This is a genomic window from Micromonospora sp. NPDC006431 (genome assembly GCF_042870725.1).
Lineage (GTDB): Bacteria > Actinomycetota > Actinomycetes > Mycobacteriales > Micromonosporaceae > Micromonospora.
The window spans coordinates 259,185-276,079 of the sequence record NZ_JBIAHQ010000009.1; the positions used below are offsets into that span (position 1 = coordinate 259,185).

Below are 16,895 nucleotides of genomic sequence, written 5' to 3' on the forward strand. Positions count from 1 at the left end.
CATCGGCACCGACACGGCCTCGGACCGCGCCGCTCCGTCCTTCGCGACCAGTCTCACGCCTGCTCACCTCGTAGACCTAATCGGCGACTGGAGTCGGCCAAGACGCCTTCCAGACTGACCGTGCCCGCCCCCTATTTAGCGGACGAAGACCGGGCCCAAGCCGTCAGGGGCGGACCAGCGGCGTTTCATGCATGCCCGGCTCTGGCCGGCGTTTCCGATCGGAGTGGTGCCTAAGAATCGAGCCGGTGCTCAGCCGCGTTGAGCCGGCCGATCCATGCTTGCGCCTCGGCGGACCCTTCCGCACTGTCAGCGAAGCAGAGGAGCCCCTGTACGACGACGGCGGGTAGAACCGTCGTTAGCTGTTCGGTAGGTCCGTAGGCGGCGGTGACTGCGGCCCATTGGTCGGGGTCGACGGACGACAGCAGGAGCCAGGCGAGGTCGATGACTCCGGGGGCGGCGGAGACGTCTTCCCAGTCAAGAAGTGCCAGCTCCCCGTTCGGGCCGGTGCGGACGTTGCGTGCGGACGCGTCGCCGTGTACGAGGGTGAGCGGGCCTGCCGAGGCGATGTTTTGCTCGACCTTCGGCACCTGCCCTACGAGTCGCTCAGCGAGCGTTCGCAGGTTAGCGGGTAGGTCAGGGCGTGCTGCCAGGGTTGGCATCATCCGGTCGAACAGGTCGCCGACCAGGTCGGCGGCCGCACCTACGGGACGCAGCCACGGCCACCTCAGCGGAGCCTGCCCGGCCCAATGCTCATGCATGTGCGACAACAGTTGGGCGTGTGCGATCGGGTCGGCTCCCGGTTGCCATGAAGAGAGGTCCTCGAGCACCAGCGTCGTGCCTTCCGGGGTTATCTCGGAGTGAAGGCAGGCAGGCACTCGGACGCCCACGACCGGCGCGATCTCGCGATAGAAGCGCACCTCGGCACGGAACATGTCCAGGACATCGGGAATCGAACCTGGCTCTGCTACGCCTCGGCGCTTCACAAACCCGTGCACGGCGCCCATGTTACGAGGGCTGCCCGGAACAGGCCGCCCGTGCGACATGCCGGCTATTACCGCTCCGGGGCCGTCGCGAGAGGTGGCTGCCGACAGCAACGGTGACAGCAACCAGTCCGGACGAGGGCAGCCGCCAGCGGCCGAGCGCGGACCGTCGCCCGAGGTCGCGAACGCGGACGGACTCTGCCGGTCGAACCGCCTTGAACTTACAAGCGAGGGGTCATTTGCGATCCAATGCTGGTTGCTGGGCGGGAGGGCTGACCCCCGGTTTATGGGACCATCGTGGCCGTGACGGTCGTGCGGTTGCCAGAGGGTTCGTGGTGGGACTGGGAGGTGCTTGGGTGGAACAGGTCGGAGCTGCGGCTCGCCGCCGGGTACGACCTGACGTACCACCACGGCTTGGAGTTGGTCTTCACAGACGTCGACTACCTGGCCTGCCCGACCCGCTTTTCTGATCCCTGGTTTCGGGAGCCCACGTCCGGCGAGCGTGAGACCGTACGCCGCTACGTCGGTGAAGAGCCGCCTGTGGTTGTGGCGTTTGACGTTGACGCCGAGGACGGTTGCGGGGTGGTCCCCTGTGTTGTTGCGGCGGCCTCCGTCGGGATCGTTAAAGGGCTCGTCTACCGCTACTGGCGGGAGGACCTCAAGGAGGGGGAGCGGCTGGCCCCATTCGTACGTCGGCCTGATCGCGGCCAGTGACGGCAAGTACCTGGCAACGGCGCGAGTGGCAGGACCTGAGTGACTGACCGGGTGACGACCGGGGCGGCCGACGCCGGACGCCCACGGACGATGGTGGACTGTTCCGGCAGCTCACCCCGGCTACTTGCCCAGCTCATCGACGGCTGATCATTCTTTCACACCGAAGAGGTCACTGGTTCGATCCCAGTGTCGCCCCAGTTGTTGATTGCTGTGCGGACGTGGCGGGCGACGCCGGTCATCGTGGTGGTGACGGGGCTTCGAGCGGGCGTCCTCGGGCGCGTGCCGCGTCGGTGGCGGCGATCCCGGCCAGGACGAGCGCTGCGGTGAGCAGGACGAACAGGGGTGGCAGGAACACCATCAGCGGGGCTGCGGCGATGAGGATGAGGACTCCGATGATCCGGGGTCGGGAGACCCGGGCGAATACGACGTATTCGAAGTGGGCGCGTCCGGCGACGTACAGTGCGGGGCCGCCGAGGATGACCGCGGCCCAGGCCGGCATGGTGTGGCCGAGTGGGTGGGGGATGACGAGTTCGTAGCCGACGGCGGTGAGGACGATGCCGAGGATCATGATCCAGTGGGCGAAGGCGGCTACCCGGCCGAGGTGGTTCGGGTTCTTCGACGCGGTGATGGCCTCGCCGAGGATCTGCCCGGCTCGGTAGAAGTAGATTCGCCAGAGCAGGACGGTGGTGGCGAAGCCGATCACGAACGCCGATGTCGACTCGAGGTCGTTCAGGCCCCTGGTGTAGGCCAGCGAGAGGGCCAGGACCGATTGGCCGAGGGCGATCAGGAGGAACTGCCGGTAGCGGTCGGCCAGGTGTTCAGGGGCTTCGGCCCACACCGGGATGCGCTGCCGGCCGAGCTTGGGCGCGGGCCAGCCCAGTCGGGCCGCCAGATAGTCCCCGGCCGCGGCGCAGATCCAGATCGTCACCCGGGTCCCGTCGTGGGCGAACGCGCCCGCGATCCATAGGATGCCGGTCAGCGTGAACCAGACGAGTTCGCGGGCGAAGGCGCGTTGGAGTTCGTAGCCACGGAAGATGATCATCAGGATGAGGAGTCGGCCGATCTGGATGGCGACGTACGTTCCCGCGAAGGTCAGGCCGCCGCCGCGGAACGCGGTGGGCAGCGCCGCCGACATGATCAGGACGCCGAACATGGTCGCGATGACCACCGCCTGCACCGGCGGGCGGCGTGGGTCGAACCTGGCGGTCGTCCACGCCGCGAAGGTCCACATCCAGGTCAGCGGCATGAGTAACAACAGCGTCGCGCCGAGTTCGGGGAGGCCGATCCACCGCTCGGCGACGCCCGGCCGGCCCAGCTGCTCAGATATCCGCATGGCGATCCGCTCGATGACGAAGACGAACGCCAGGTCGAAGAACAGTTCCAGGAACCACACCCGCTGCGGGCTTCCACCCTTACGGAACAGGTCGGTCCGTCTACCTGCCATCATCGACTCGCCCGTCCCGCCGCCGCGCCAAACCGGTCACACGGTCGTACCAAGCCGGGAGGTCGGCATCGCGCTAATCGAAGGGAATCCGCACGAACGGAGCGCCGGCCTGACCTCCGCCACAAGCGCAGTGGCTTCGGTCGGCCTCACCGGAAACGCTGTTCGAGAAATGATCGTTTCCCGAACAAGATCGAAAACCGGGCAGCGGGCCGGTCAGCGCTGTCCAAACAAACGCCGCCATCTCGTTGATGACAAATGTCGCCGGGTGGCCGCAGACAGCAACGGTGACAGCAACGCGCCCGGCCAGCGGAGGCCGACTAGCGCCAGCGATGAACGACGGGCCGAGGCCAGACACGGGGACGGACGCGCCGGGACGGCCTGCACAGAGCTTGTGACCGAGATATCGGTCAGTGGCGGCTCGCCGGTTCACTTACCCTTCCCCAATGAATCTCGATGATCTTCCCCTGGCGGAGTTCGCGTTCCCCGGGCCGCTGCGAGACAAGCTGGTGGCGGCCATCCTGTCCGGCGCGAAGTCCTCGACCTCCAGCCTTGTGCTCGGATACGAGTGCGCGAATGAGCCGCTGCCTCAGGTCGGCCAGCGATCGGCGGTGGTGGACTCGGAGGGCCGGCGCGTCGCGGTGATCGAGCTGACCGAGGTGCGTGTGGTCCGGCTCGCCGATGTCGATCTGCAACACGCCCTCGACGAGGGCGAGGGAGATGAGTCTGTGGCGCAGTGGCGGGCCGGGCACGAGGCGTTCTGGCAGAGCGAGGAAGTGCGCGCGGAGCTGGGCGACCCCGGCTTCACCGTCGACGACGACACCCTGGTGCTGGCCCAGCGTTTCCGGCTGGTACTCACCGTTTGATCAGACTGGCTCGCGGTCTTCCGACTCACATCACCGGGAAGCCTCCGGGGCTCGCCGAGCGGCCAAGCGAGCAGCCAAACCGGCGAACAACAGCGGACAATCACGGACCGGGGTATCGGGTCGAGTGGGAGGACCAGCCGGCGGACCAGCGCCCGGCTACCGACTCGTAATTCGTAGATCAGCGACCGACCCGGATGCGGTCGGCGGGGTACAGCTCGCGGGAGCCGTCGGCGCGGAAGACCACCAGGACAGGGACGCCTTCGCCGATGTCCAGTTCCTTGCGTACGGCCGGGGTGGGCATCCGGGCTGAGGCGGTGTCGCCTTTGAGTAGGGTCACGGTCTCGGTTGGCTCCATGCTGCGGACGAAGGTGCCGCGCGGGGGTTGGACGATCACGAGCCCTAGCCACACGATGGCGCCGGCCGCTGCCCGGATCATCGCGTCCTGATCGCCGCCGTAGGTCGTGTCGACGTGGGGCAGCAGCAGGACGATGAAAAGGATCAACCACACTCGGTTCAACGCGATCGACGTGGTCAGCGCGAAGCTGCGGATCATCCACCGGTGGTGCTCCACGAACCGGCGTTGCCGCGCCATCCGTTATCCGGCGACTGCGGTGGCGAGCCACAGGACCGTCAGCATGATGTTGTTGACCTGGGACGAAACTGACCCTGTTGATCGGTGCGACGCCAACACGCCGGCCGCGGCCAGACCTGGAAACAGCCGGCGAGCAGCGCCACGGAGCCGACCACGATGTGTGCCACCAGCAGCGGGGTAACGCCGCGCGGGCCGTCGGGTCAGCGGTGCGGGGTCCCGCCCTCGCCTTGATGCTGGCCCTACCTCGGGTCGGTATTGCTCGGTCAGGAGAGCAGCCACGATGGTGCCGGTTTCGTCGGCGGCAACGGCCGGGCTGGCCTGCGGCCCTGCATGATCACGACGATTGACGGAGCCGTGCAGCGACCTTCTCGACAACTGCACCATGACGGCCTGCTCGTGCCGTCTTTAGTGTCGTGCCACGTGCGCTCTTCGGCCGCGCGGTGCCCAAGCTGCGCTGAGGGTCGCCAAGGGAGAAATGCCAAAGGGAGAAATATGGTGAAAACGAAACCCCTCGTGGCGGGTGCCGTCGCTCTGGTGACGGCTGTGGCAGTGCAGCTGGGTGGAGCTGGCGCTGCATCCGCCGCCGAGCCGCCAGGATCGAGCCCGTCGGACAACTCCGCCCATGGCGGTGCGGTCCTCGACGACATCCACAACGTGCCGACGACCGCCGTCGCAAAGAACGTCACGTTCATCGACAACGTCAGGGGAGTCAGCGGCTATGCGGCGCTGAACTTCATCAAGTACGACAAGTACGGCTACGACTTCATGTTCGCCAACGGCACCGGCGGCCTCGCCGTCTGGTCGTTGGAGGACCCCCAGCACCCGGCCCTGGTCTCGAAGATCACGGCGGCCGAGCTGCGCCTGCCGGGGGACACCCAGGACCGGTTCTGGGAAGGCGAGAACATGACCGTCGACCCGAAGCGCAAGCTGGTCTTCCTCATTCGGGACCCGCGCGGCTTCGGCGGCACTGTCAGGACCGGTCAGTCCGGCGTCTACATCGTCGATGTCAAGAATCCGTGGAAGCCGGAGATCGTCACCTTCCACCCGATTCCGGCTGGGCACACGTCCACCTGCATCAACGACTGCAAGTACCTGTGGTCGGTTGGTCCGGCCAACACGGGGACGCCAGGCCACGACCCCTCCTGGAACGGCGTGCCGGTGCGGGTGACCGACATCCACGACATCAAGCACCCGTACACCTTCGACCGGGCGGTCGATCTCGATCGGCTCGACGGGGTCACCGACTACGTGCACAGCGTTGACGTCGACAAGGACGGCATCGCCTGGGTCTCCGGTGAGGGTGGCGTACGCGGCTACTGGACCGAGGGCAACCACTACGACCCGGTGCAGAAGCGCAACCGCGTCGCGACGGCGTACGACCCGGTGCCGTACGCGGGCGGGACCGTCACTCCCATCAACCCGGCGGGCACCGCCTTCTACGACTTCTTCGATCACAACGCCTACCACCCCACCGAGAAGGTCGGCTCCTTCGACAAGGGTGAGCTGCTCTACATCACCAATGAGAACGTCACGTCCTGCGCGCAGGCGGGCGAGTTCAAGATCGCCTCGTTGAAGGGCAGCTACGACGGCGAGAGTTGGCGTTCCACGCCGGAGAACCCGTTCCGGCTGGAACTGCTCAGCCACTGGTCGCCGTGGGGCAAGGAAGGGTCGGCCACCACGGGTAGCTGCTCCGCGCACTGGTTCACGGTGAACGGCAACATCGTGGCGCAGGGGTGGTACGGGCAGGGCACCCGCTTCCTCGACGTGTCGGATCCGAGGAACCCGACCCAGGTCGGCTATTTCCGCGTGCCGTCGGGGCAGGGCGTGACCGGCGGTTCGGCGTCGGCCGTCTACTGGCACAACGGGCTGGTCTACGTCGCGGACTACAACCGGGGCGTCGACGTCCTGCGGTTCGACGGCGAGCTGGCCGGCGCGCCGGACGACAAGATCTGTTGGAACTCGTGCGACAAGTAACCGTCTGAGCGAGAGCACCGGCCCGAGCGTGGCGACCCGCTGCGCCCGGGCCGGCTTTCGGTGGTGACGGACATGGAGGTGGAACGGTGCGACGCAGAGGTGCCGTGCGCGTGGCCGCGCTGGGCGCGACCGCGCTGGTGGTGAGCGGTCTGCTCGTCGGGTGCTCTGCCTCTGACGAGGGCGGGGGCGCCCCGAGGTCGCGGGGCGAGATCACGTTCGGGGTGCTGGCCCCGCTGTCAGGCGACCTGGCTGAGCGGGGGCAGGACCTCGTCGACGGGGCGCAGCTGGCTGCCGCTGAGCTCAACGACCAGGGCGGGGTGCTGGGGCGGCAGGTGAAGGTGGCCGTCGAGGACGGCGGCTGCGCGCCGGCGAGCGGCGAGCAGGGGGCGACGGGGCTGGCCGCCAAGAAGGTCGTGGGAGTGGTCGGCGGGCTGTGTGAGGACGCGGCGGTGGCGGCGGCGAACGCCGTGGCCGCGGCTGGCACGCCGTTCCTGGTCTCCTCCGCCCGCGCCGACCAGCTGATCGAGGCCGGGGTGCCGTCGGTGTTCCCGATGGAGGGGACGGTCTATCAGGAGGCGCTGGCCGCAGTGCACTGGATGGGCTACCGCAGCCCGCAGCGGGTGGCGGTGCTCGATGACGGCTCGCCGGCCGCACAGCGGCTGTCCGGCCTGGTGACCGACCGGGTCAAGGCAGACGGCCTGACGGTGAGCAGGCAGAGCGCCGAAGCGAACGGTCCTGATCTCGCGAAGCTCGCCAGCACCGTCACCGCTGCCAAGGCGGACTTCGTCTACTGGGCGGGGGCCGCGGCACCAGGTGGACGACTGGTGAGCGCACTACGTCAGGCCGGCTATGCCGGCCATTTCATGGCCTCCTCCGAGTCGGACAGCCCCGAGTTTCTGCAGGCGGCCGGCGCGGCGGCCGAGGACTCGTACCTCGCCATGGCCGCGGGCCCACGGCTTCTCCCGGCAGCGGCGGACTGGGCTGCCCGCTTCAAGGACCGCTACCGACGGGAGCCGGGTCGCGACGCCATGCAGGCCTACGACGCGCTCCGCGCGTTGGCGCAGGCGGTGCGCCAGGCGGGGGACACGGCACCCGCGAAGGTCGTCGACAACCTCCCGCGGCTCGAAAACTTCACCACCTTCACCGGAACGCTCCGCTTCGCCGCCGATCACTCCCTGACGTACGACAACTTCATCATCGCGCAGGTCAGGGGCGGCAAGCTCATCCTGGCCAGCAAGCTGCGTACGGACTAGGTCGGATGACGCACAGCATGCACCCCGCACGCCATCGCCGGGCCCGGCTGGTCACGCGGCTGGCGGTGGTCGTCCTCCTCGCGACCGGCGGCCTGGTCACGGACCTAGCGTCCACCGCGACCACACATCCGGCGTACGCCCACGCCTATCTGCTGGAGACCTCGCCGGTCGACGGCGAGGTGCTGGCCTCACCCCCGGCGGAGGTCCGGCTCCGCTTCGACGACGCGGTCAGCTTCAACGACCGGTCGATCCAGCTGCTCGACACGAACGCGAAGAAGCTTGCGATCGGCACCGCTGGTCACGTGGACGGGAAGGCCAACACGGCGCGGGTCAGCCTGCCCACGGATCTGACCGAGGGAACCTACGTCCTGGCCTGGCGGGTCACCTCCGCGGACTCGCACGTGGTGTCGGGTGCGTTCAGCTTCAGCATCGGCCACCCGAGCGCTACGGCCGCTCCGTTGGAGCAGGACGCCCACCGTGCCGTCCTCGTCGTCGACGCGGTCGGCCGCGCCGTGGCCTTTGTCGGTTTGGCCCTCGCCCTCGGTGGCGCACTGTTCGTGGCCGTGCTCTGGCCTGCCGGCCGTACCGGCCGCCGCGGCCGACGCATCGTGTGGTCAGGCTTCGCCGTGCTGGCCGCCGGCACCGTGGTGGTCCTGCTCGTACAGGGGCCGTATGCGGCCGGCACGTCGCTGGCCGGAGTGTTCGACCCGGACCTGCTCGGCGCGGCGCTGTCCACCCGGTTGGGCCATGCGCTGCTGGCGCGGCTGGTGATCGTGCTCGCCCTCGGCGTGGCCTTCGGGATCGCCGTACGCCCCAACTTCCCCGCTGCCACGACCGGGACGGCCGGCGCCACCCGCCGGATCGTCCTGCCCGCGGTCGCCGCGGTCGGCGCCGTCGCCCTGACGCTGACCTGGGCGTTGGCGGATCACGCGCAGACCGGCGTGCAGACCTGGCTGGCCGTGCCGGCGACCAGCCTGCACCTACTCGCCATGGCCGTGTGGCTGGGCGGCCTGATCACGCTCGCGGCCTGCGTACTCATCCCGGCCGGGAGGCGGGAGACCAGCCAGGTCATCACCTTGGAGCCCGCGCTGCCCAGGTTCTCCCGGCTCGCGCAGGTCTGCTTCGCGTTGATCGCGGTGACCGGCGTCTATCTGTCGTGGCGGCAGGTGGGGACGTGGGCCGCGCTCGGCGCGACCGACTTCGGTCGGCTGCTTCTCGGCAAGCTCGCCGTCGTCCTCGCCGTGGTGGGTCTCGCCGCCGGGGCGCGGCGGTTCGTGCGGCGGCGCGGCCGCGAACCCCTCGGCCTCGACACCGCCCCCTCCGCCGCGGTGCGCCGGCTGCGCCGCTCGGTCGTGGGCGAGATCCTGCTCGGGGTCGCGGTCGTGTCGATCACGGCCGTCCTCGTCAACACCGCCCCGGCCCGCACCAGCTACGCGCCGCCGGTGCACACCACCGTCCCCATTCCCGCCGCCGCGGCCGGCTCGGCCGCCGGGCTGTGGGACACCTCGGTCGAGGTGAAGATCGAGCCGGCGAGGTCGGGCAGCAACGTCGCCGACATCTACCTCACCGGCCCGGATGGCTCGCTGGTCGCGGTACCCGAGATCTCCGGTCAGCTCGAATCACCCGACCGCGAGGTCCCGGCACTGCCCGTCACCGTCACCGCGGCCGAACCTGGCCACTACGTGGCGAACTCGATGTCCATCCCCTTCCCCGGGGTGTGGGTGCTGCGGCTGGACATCCGAGTCTCCGACTTCGACGAGACACCCGTGCGCGTCCAGTTCACGGCACGCTGAAAGGTTGGTGACACACATGCGAGGCGCTGACCGGAAGGCGTCCCGGAGCCGGTCGACGGTGGTCGCCGCCGGCTTGCTCGCCCTCGGCGTCCTGGCCGGCTGCTCCAGTGGGAGTCCGGAACCCTTGACCAAGCCCCCCTACACCGTGGACTCCATCCGTTTCGGCCTCGTCAGCCCTGGTGACCTGGGCGAAGGCGCGACCGAGATCAAGGACAACGGCCACTCCTCGCATGTCGTCTACACGCCCCCGAACAGCATCCCGACCTGCCCGTACGTTCAACGTTCCGAGGACGTCGAGGTCAATGTGGAGCCAGCGATCGAGCCGGTGGGCGGGAATGCGACCGGACGGATCATCGTCGCACCACAGCTCGTGGGGCCGTCGTCCCTTCCAGTGGTCACACAGGGCGCGGTGGTCTTCGAAAGCCCCTCACTCGCCGACAGCACGATGAACACCGTCGTGGCCGAGGCCACCAAGTGCCCGGCGACGTTCAGCGTGCTCGGCGGACCGCCGTCCGTGGTGGGCGAGTACAAGGTCGGCAGCCGATCGATCGAAATCAACGGATGGAAAGGGTACGCCCAGCATCTTGTACACACCTCGCCGCCCGACGTGAACCCGGACACCTACGACGACCTGGTCACCGTCGTGGTGCACAAGGAGAACGCCATCGTCTACGTCGGCTACGCCCAGATCAAGGCCGTGGGCAAGCGCGCCGACTCCGACGAGAAGGTCAAGGCGTTGATGAAGACCACGCTGGGCCGCCTCGGCTAGCGCGAATATCACCTATTGAAAGTGGAGGAAGGGTGAGAGTCATACCCGTTGGAAGAGCCAGGAGGGGCAAAGCCCTCCTGAGGGGCGCGACCGTGCTTGCGATGGCGGCCGCGCTGCAGATGTCGAGCGTCGGCGCGGCCCACGCGGACCCGTCCGGTCCGGTCCGCCCCGGCACGGTCGGGTCGGCCGAGGCCGAGGCGACCAGCCTGCAGAACCAGGCGGACGCGGCCGCAAAGGACGCCGCCAGGGCAGCCGCCCGCCTGGACGAGGCCAAGGCCAGGGCAGAGGAGGAGGCGCAGAAGGCCGCCGACGCCGCCGCCACGGCCGAGCAGTCGGGCAAGATCTCCGACAAGAACAAGGCGGATGCCGCCGCCGCCCAGGCCGCGCAGGCATCCGCGCAGGCAGCGCAGGCGCAGCTGGAGTACAACGACAAGGCGGCCGCGGCGGCGCAGGCCGCTGCGGCCGCGGCGGAGGCGGCGACCAACGCCGAGCGTGAGGCCGCGTCGCTCGCCGGCATCACGGACGGCACCGCCACCGAGGGGACGCAGACCCTGCCGGACACCGGGGTGTTCCCGGACAACGCGACGCACAGCGACAACGTCGAGGTCGTCGGTCACGTGCGCGGCCTGCTGTCGAACAATGGGAGCTGTCCCGCGTTCAAGGCGACGAAGTGCCCGGCGTTCTCGTCGCTGAACTTCGTGCACTACGAGAAGCTCGGCTACGACGTCATGGTCGCCAACGGCACCGGCGGCCTGGCCGTCTGGTCGCTGAAGGACCCCGAGCACCCGGAGTACATCGCCGCCGTCACCGTCGACCAGCTCAAGCAGCCGGGCGAGACCATGACCCAGTTCTGGGAGGGCGAGAACCTCACGGTCGACAGCCGGCGCAAGCTCGTCTTCCTGACCCGCGACTCGGGCACCAAGGGCCTGTTCATCATCGACATCAAGGACCCGTGGCACCCGAAGCTGCTGGGCTTCCACCGGGTCCCGCTCGGCCACACCGCGACGTGCATCAACGACTGCCGGTTCATCTGGTCGGTGGGGTCGGGTGTGCGCGGTGTGAGCTCCCCCGTCTACGTGACCGACGTGCGTGACGTCAACCACCCGTTCACCTACAGCCAGGCCGTCGTCTCCGACGTCCGGCGCACCGGTGTGACGAGCGGCTCCACGCACAGCGTCGACGTCGACTTCGACGGCGTCGTCTGGGTCTCGGGCAGCGGCGGCGTCCGCGGCTACTGGACCGACGGCAAGCACTTCGACCCGGCCACCCAGACCAAGCGCTACGCGACGGCCTACGACCCGATCCCGTACGCGGGTGGGAGCGTCAGCGGCTCGGAGAGTGCCTTCCTGCACAACGCCTACCGCTTCCCGAACGCCCTCGGCGACCGCCCGAAGGGCGACGTGGTGCTCATCACCAACGAGAACAACAACCAGAACTGCGCGAAGGCCGGCGTATTCATCCTGGCGTCGTTGGAGGGGACGCACGACGACGAAGGGATCACCTCCACGCCGGAGAACCCGGTCAAGATGACGCGGCTCGCCACCTACAGCCCCGGCGGCAAGCCCGGCCACTACGTCGACCCGACGGGTAAGGCGGGCGACTGCTCCGCGCACTGGTTCACGGTGAACGGCAACATCGTCGCCGCCGGCTTCTACGAGCAGGGCGTCCGGTTCCTGGACATCTCCGACCCGAGCAACCCGCAGCAGGTCGGCTGGTTCCGGGTGCCCGACCGCGCCGCCGGCCCCGACGGCCCGGCGATCATCGGGAGCAACGCCTCCTCGGCGTACTGGCACAACGGGTACGTCTACGTCCCCGACTACGGTCGAGGCGTCGACATCCTGAAGTTCACCGGCGACATCCCCGGTAAGCACGAGAAGAAGGTCTGCTGGAACTCCTGCGAGAAGTAGTCTTCCGCGGACCTTTCGTACGTGGAGGGGTCCCCGCGCCGCTACCGGCGGCGGGGGTCCCTCCCCGTCACCCGCCCCCTGGGGCGGACGTGCCTCGACCACCCCATTCACCACCACCGGAGCCGAGAGAGAAGCACCGAATGCAGCTCCCGACCACCCTCGACGGCCGCGGCCGGACCCGCCGCAACCGCTGGCTCGCGCCGTTGGCCCTCACCGTCCTCACGCTCCCGGCCGTAGCCGCGTGCACCTCGACCGACGACGCGCCGGCCGCACCCCGGGGGGAGATCGCCTTCGGTGTGCTCGCCCCGCTGTCCGGGCCGGACAAGGCACGCGGCCAGGATCTGGTCGACGGGGCGCGGATGGCGGTGGACGACCTCAACGTTCGTGGCGGGATCATCGGGCTGCACGTCTCCCTCGTCACCGTCGACGACGAGTGCCTCGACGACGGCGGCAAGGAGGCGGCGAAGCGGCTCCACCTCACCGAAAACGTCGCCGGCGCCCTCGGGGGCGTCTGTGACGGCGCCGCCGGGGCCGCCGCGCGGGTCCTCGGCGGTAACGGGCTGCCGTTTCTCATCACCTCCGCCAACTCGCCCACGCTGGTCAGCGCGGAGGACACTCCCACGGCCTATCTCACCAACGGCACGCCCTACCAGGAAGCGCTCGCGGCGGTGCACTGGATGGCCTACCAGGCGGCCCAGCGGCTCGCGGTGATCGCTGACGACAACCCGCAGTCGGCATACCTGGTCAACCAGGTGATCTCAGTGGCCTCGCCCGTCCCCAAGGTGGTCAGCAAGCAGACCCTGCCCGCCGGACAGCGGGACATGGCCGCAGCCGCCGCCACCGCGCTGGCCGCCGACCCCGACGTCGTGTACTGGGCCGGCCCGGCCCAGGAATCCGGCCAGCTGGCCGCAGCGCTCCGCAAAGCCGGGTACAAGGGCAAATACATCGCCTCCGCAGCGTCGGAAAGCCCCGATTTCCTCTCCGCCGCCGGCAGAGACGGCGCCGAGGGCGCGTACGTGATCACAACGGCGAGCCCGCAGAACCTCCCCGCCGCCACCGCATGGACCACGCGGTTCACCAAGGCCTTCGGCCACCCACCAGGCCGGGACGCGCTGCAGGCCTACGACGGGCTGCGCGCCCTCGGCCAGGCCGTGACGCAGACGGGAAAGGTCGACCCCGCGCTGAACAGCGAACAGCTGACCAAGCTGGAGGACAGCTTCACCACATTCCTGGGTGAGCTCCGGTTCGCTCCCGACCACACGGTCAAGTACGACAACCATCTCGTGCTGACCGTCAAGGGCGGTGCCTTCACCCTCGCCAACACCCTGCGTTCGGACAACGGCTCCTGACGGCCCGTGGTCGAGTGCCGCCTCTCCGCCCCCGATGAAGTGAGCCACCCGTGATCTTGAGCTCCCGTGCCACCGTGACCCTCGCGCTGGCCGCCGTCTGCGTCACCGGCTGCTCCAGCGCCGCCGGTCCCACGGCGAGCAAGCCGTCCTACACGGCCGACGACGTCAAGGCCGCGTTCTACAACGCAAAGGACGCCGGCGAAGGCGCGCGCGACTACTGGTACGACCGGGACTTCCACTCGCACAACAACTACGTGCCGCCGAGCGCCATCCAGACCTGCCCGTACGTCCAGCGCTCCGACACACCCAAGGCGCCGTCCAACGTCGTTCAGCCCGTCGGTGGCCAGCCGGTGGGGCAGTTCGCCGTGGAACCCATCCGGGCGACCGACTCCCACGTGCCATACGTGACCCAGAACGCCCTCGTCTTCGCCTCGGCCGCCATCGCCGACAACGCGATGAACGAGGTCGGTTCCGGGCTGGCCGCCTGCCCCGGATCGTATGAGGTCGACGGGGGACCGCCGGTCATCCTCGGCGCCTATCGCGGGACCAGCCGCCCGCTTGAGGTGTTCGGGTGGAAGGGATACGCGCAGCAGCTCGCCCACACGTACCCGCCAGGGCAGGACGACGTCTATTTCGAGGACATCGCCATCGTGGTGCTCCATCGGGCGAACCTCATCCTCTACCTCGACCTCACCCAGAAGAAGATCGTCGGAGACCGCGCCGACTCGGCCGACAAGGCCAAGGGGGCCATGGAGAAAGTGCTGCGGCGGCTGGGCTGATCGAGCGCCGGAGCACGCACGCGAGCGTGGCCGGCATGTTCAACGTCATGATTGTCGATCAAATGGAAAGCTGGAGAATGCACATGCTTCGCCGAGCCGTACGTGGCCTCGTAACCGTAGGCGTGGCGGCCTGCCTGGTCGGCGTCCTACCGACGGCGGCGTTCGCGCACGTGACGGTGAACCCGGGCACGGCCACCCAGGGCGGCTACGCCGCCCTGACGTTCCGCGTTCCCACCGAGAGCGACGACGCGAGCACCACCAAGATCGAGGTGCAGTTCCCGCCCGACTCCCCGCTGGCCTCGCTCTCGGTGAAGCCACACCCCGGCTGGTCGTACGAGATCACGAAGAAGAAGCTGGCCACACCGATCGAGGCGCACGGCGCGCAGTTCAGCGAGGTCATCGACAAGATCACCTGGACTGCGGCGGACCCGCAGTCGGCGATCAAACCGGGTGAGTACGACGAGTTCTCTGTGAGCGCCGGACCGCTGCCCGCGGCCGACCAACTGGTGTTCAAGACGCTCCAGCACTACAGCGACGGCGAGGTCGTGCGCTGGATCCAGGAGCCAGCCCCCGGCGCCGACGAGCCGGAGCGGCCCGCGCCGGTGCTCCGGCTCGTGCCCGAGGCGAACCCGGCATCCTCTCCGGCGGCGGGCACCGAGCAGGCGGCGCTGGCCGTGGACAGCGCGCCTACGACCCAGTCTGATGCGGGGGTCTGGTGGGCGGTCGGACTGTCCGTGGCCTCGCTGGTGATCGGCCTCGTGTGCGCGGCGATCCTCGTGCGGTCGCGCCGGACGTGATAGGCCGCCTCGAATTGGGGACTGCCAATCCCCTCGAATCCCCGAGGACTGGGGCGGGCCCGGGCCTCCAGGGCGCCGGCCGTTAATCGTGCGTAGTCGATCGGCGGGCGCCAGTCGCAGACGGAGTGCCGGGGGCGCCGGTTGTAGAAATCGGTGGTCCAGGTGGCGATCTTCAAAGCGCGCCTCGGTCGGGCGCAGCCCGGGCGAAGGCGATCGCCGGGTCAGCGGATTGTGGCGATGAGGCGTTGCAGGGCGGCGTGGGCGGGTGGGCCCCAGGTGGCCTTGCCGCCTGGGCGGCCGTGGACGCCGTCGTCGCCGATGAGGATGCCGCCGAGGGCGCGTGCCATCGCCCAGCCGCGGGCGCGGCGCATGGTGGCGGTGTCCGGGGTCGGCTGGTAGGCCGCGTGGAAGTGGTCGGTGGTGTCGTCCGGTAGCAGGAGCCACACGGCGGCGAGGTCGTATGCCGGGTCGCCCGCGCAGAGGTCGCCGAAGTCGATCACGCCGCAGAAGGTGCCGTCGGCGGTGAGGACGTTGGCCGGGTGCAGGTCGGCGTGGAGCCATAGCGCCGGGCCCGTCCATTGAGGCGCGGTGACCGCGTCGTGCCAGACGGCACGGACGGTGTCCGGGTCGTTGATCAGCCCTCGTTCGGTGGCGGAGGTGAGCGCCTTGGCGAATCCCTCGGCGTGGTCGGCCAGTGGCCCGCCGCGGTCGCGGCCGGGGGGCGCGCCGGTGGGGGCGGGTTGGTGAAGAGCCGTCAGGAAAGTGGCCAGGGATGTGGCCGCGTCGGAGGCTCGCGTGACGGGGGTCCGGTCGGCGGGTGTGCCCGGAACCCAGGTGGTGATGAGCCAGGGCCGAGGGAACCGTTCGGAGGGCTCGCCGAGTCGCTGCGGGACGGGGATTGGCAGCGGAAGGCGCGGGGCGAGCGTGGGCAGCCAGGCGTGCTCCTTTCGCAGCAGCGCGTCCGCGGACCCGGTCGCCCAGGGTAGCCGGACGGCCAGGTCGTGGCCGAGCCGCCACAGTTGGTTGTCCCATCCCCGCGCGCCCAGCCGAACCGGGCGATCGGCGAGGTCGGGGTGCTGGTCGCGGACCAGATCCCGGACCAACTCCGCGGTGATCTCGATCTCGACGTGGGCCATGCAGAGCAACGGTAGTGTCCCACTCAAGAGTCGGCCGCGTGCGCCACAACCTTGCCAGGGGCGGGCCCGTGGGGCCGACGGAAGACCCCGCCTTTATGGTGGACCGATGGCGTCGGTCAAGCAGATCCAAGTCACCTTCGACTGCGCAGAACCTGAGCGCGTCGCTCGTTTCTGGTGCGAGGTGTTGGGGTACGTCGTACCGCCGCCACCGGAGGGGTTTGCTAGTTGGGACGATTTCGGTCGTTCGCTGCCGCCTGAGGATCAGGGTTCATGGTTCGCATGCCTTGATCCCTCAGGTGTGGGCCCGCGACTGTTCTTCCAGCGCGTTCCGGAAGGCAAGGTCGTCAAGAATCGGCTGCATCTTGACGTGCGGGTCGGCACCGGGCTCGTGGGTGAAGAGCGGCTGGCCGCACTTGAGGCCGAATGCGCACGACTGGTCGCGCTCGGCGCGGTACGCGTGCGACTACTGCCTGCCGATGACGACAACGAGTCGTGCCTCGTGATGCAGGACATCGAGGGCAACGAGTTCTGTCTCGACTGAGTGG

General features: G+C 69.1%; 15 protein-coding genes. 11 read left to right on the plus strand and 4 right to left on the minus strand.

Going from position 1 to position 16,895, the window contains the following annotated elements; genetic code table 11:
- Positions 1-230: 230 nt before the first annotated feature.
- Positions 231-995 (minus strand): phosphotransferase family protein, encoded by a 765-nt coding sequence (locus ACFYM6_RS18245; RefSeq protein WP_387276819.1) that lies wholly within the window; start codon positions 993-995, stop codon positions 231-233.
- Positions 996-1,283: 288 nt separating this feature from the next.
- Here ACFYM6_RS18245 and ACFYM6_RS18250 point away from each other — a divergent pair, with 288 nt between their 5' ends.
- The gene (locus ACFYM6_RS18250; protein ID WP_387276821.1) at positions 1,284-1,694 is read left to right on the plus strand and encodes a hypothetical protein; all 411 of its coding nucleotides are present in this window, start codon (positions 1,284-1,286) and stop codon (positions 1,692-1,694) included.
- 235 nt (positions 1,695-1,929) lie between these two features.
- Here the strand turns inward: ACFYM6_RS18250 and ACFYM6_RS18255 are convergent, their stop codons facing one another.
- A complete protein-coding gene (locus tag ACFYM6_RS18255) occupies positions 1,930-3,138 on the minus strand; it encodes a low temperature requirement protein A (RefSeq protein ID WP_387276823.1) in 1,209 nt (402 codons plus the stop codon).
- Positions 3,139-3,581: 443 nt separating this feature from the next.
- Between ACFYM6_RS18255 and ACFYM6_RS18260 the strand changes: the two genes are divergently transcribed.
- Positions 3,582-4,001 carry an ASCH domain-containing protein gene (locus ACFYM6_RS18260; protein ID WP_387276825.1) on the plus strand — a complete coding sequence of 140 codons (420 nt, stop codon included), beginning with the start codon at positions 3,582-3,584 and terminating at the stop codon, positions 3,999-4,001.
- Positions 4,002-4,179: 178 nt separating this feature from the next.
- Here the strand turns inward: ACFYM6_RS18260 and ACFYM6_RS18265 are convergent, their stop codons facing one another.
- Entirely contained in the window at positions 4,180-4,593 is a 414-nt protein-coding gene (locus tag ACFYM6_RS18265) for a hypothetical protein (protein ID WP_387276827.1), read from the minus strand.
- A 534-nt stretch (positions 4,594-5,127) separates the two neighbouring features.
- On the opposite strand from ACFYM6_RS18265, the gene ACFYM6_RS18270 reads away from it, so the two are divergent.
- The 8 genes from ACFYM6_RS18270 (at position 5,128) to ACFYM6_RS18305 (ending at position 15,214) form a co-directional block, all read left to right on the plus strand.
- Positions 5,128-6,567, plus strand: a complete 1,440-nt coding sequence (locus tag ACFYM6_RS18270) for an LVIVD repeat-containing protein (RefSeq protein WP_387276830.1) — start codon at positions 5,128-5,130, stop codon at positions 6,565-6,567.
- An 86-nt stretch (positions 6,568-6,653) separates the two neighbouring features.
- Positions 6,654-7,820, plus strand: coding sequence for a branched-chain amino acid ABC transporter substrate-binding protein (locus tag ACFYM6_RS18275; protein ID WP_387276832.1), 1,167 nt, complete (start codon positions 6,654-6,656; stop codon positions 7,818-7,820).
- Positions 7,821-7,825: 5 nt separating this feature from the next.
- Positions 7,826-9,613 (plus strand): copper resistance protein CopC, encoded by a 1,788-nt coding sequence (locus tag ACFYM6_RS18280; protein WP_387276834.1) that lies wholly within the window; start codon positions 7,826-7,828, stop codon positions 9,611-9,613.
- A gap of 124 nt (positions 9,614-9,737) precedes the next feature.
- Positions 9,738-10,382 carry a hypothetical protein gene (locus ACFYM6_RS18285; protein ID WP_387276836.1) on the plus strand — a complete coding sequence of 215 codons (645 nt, stop codon included), beginning with the start codon at positions 9,738-9,740 and terminating at the stop codon, positions 10,380-10,382.
- Between the two features lie 101 nt (positions 10,383-10,483).
- Positions 10,484-12,289, plus strand: coding sequence for an LVIVD repeat-containing protein (locus tag ACFYM6_RS18290; protein ID WP_387276838.1), 1,806 nt, complete (start codon positions 10,484-10,486; stop codon positions 12,287-12,289).
- Between the two features lie 140 nt (positions 12,290-12,429).
- Entirely contained in the window at positions 12,430-13,638 is a 1,209-nt protein-coding gene (locus ACFYM6_RS18295; RefSeq protein WP_387276840.1) for a branched-chain amino acid ABC transporter substrate-binding protein, read from the plus strand.
- Positions 13,639-13,688: 50 nt separating this feature from the next.
- A complete protein-coding gene (locus ACFYM6_RS18300) occupies positions 13,689-14,417 on the plus strand; it encodes a hypothetical protein (protein WP_387276842.1) in 729 nt (242 codons plus the stop codon).
- 83 nt (positions 14,418-14,500) lie between these two features.
- Entirely contained in the window at positions 14,501-15,214 is a 714-nt protein-coding gene (locus ACFYM6_RS18305) for a YcnI family protein (RefSeq protein WP_387276844.1), read from the plus strand.
- A gap of 221 nt (positions 15,215-15,435) precedes the next feature.
- On the opposite strand, the gene ACFYM6_RS18310 is transcribed toward ACFYM6_RS18305, so the two are convergent.
- Positions 15,436-16,350 (minus strand): aminoglycoside phosphotransferase family protein, encoded by a 915-nt coding sequence (locus ACFYM6_RS18310; RefSeq protein WP_387276846.1) that lies wholly within the window; start codon positions 16,348-16,350, stop codon positions 15,436-15,438.
- A gap of 106 nt (positions 16,351-16,456) precedes the next feature.
- On the opposite strand from ACFYM6_RS18310, the gene ACFYM6_RS18315 reads away from it, so the two are divergent.
- Complete coding sequence (locus ACFYM6_RS18315; protein WP_387276848.1) at positions 16,457-16,891, plus strand: VOC family protein; 435 nt, start codon at positions 16,457-16,459, stop codon at positions 16,889-16,891.
- Positions 16,892-16,895 lie beyond the last annotated feature (4 nt).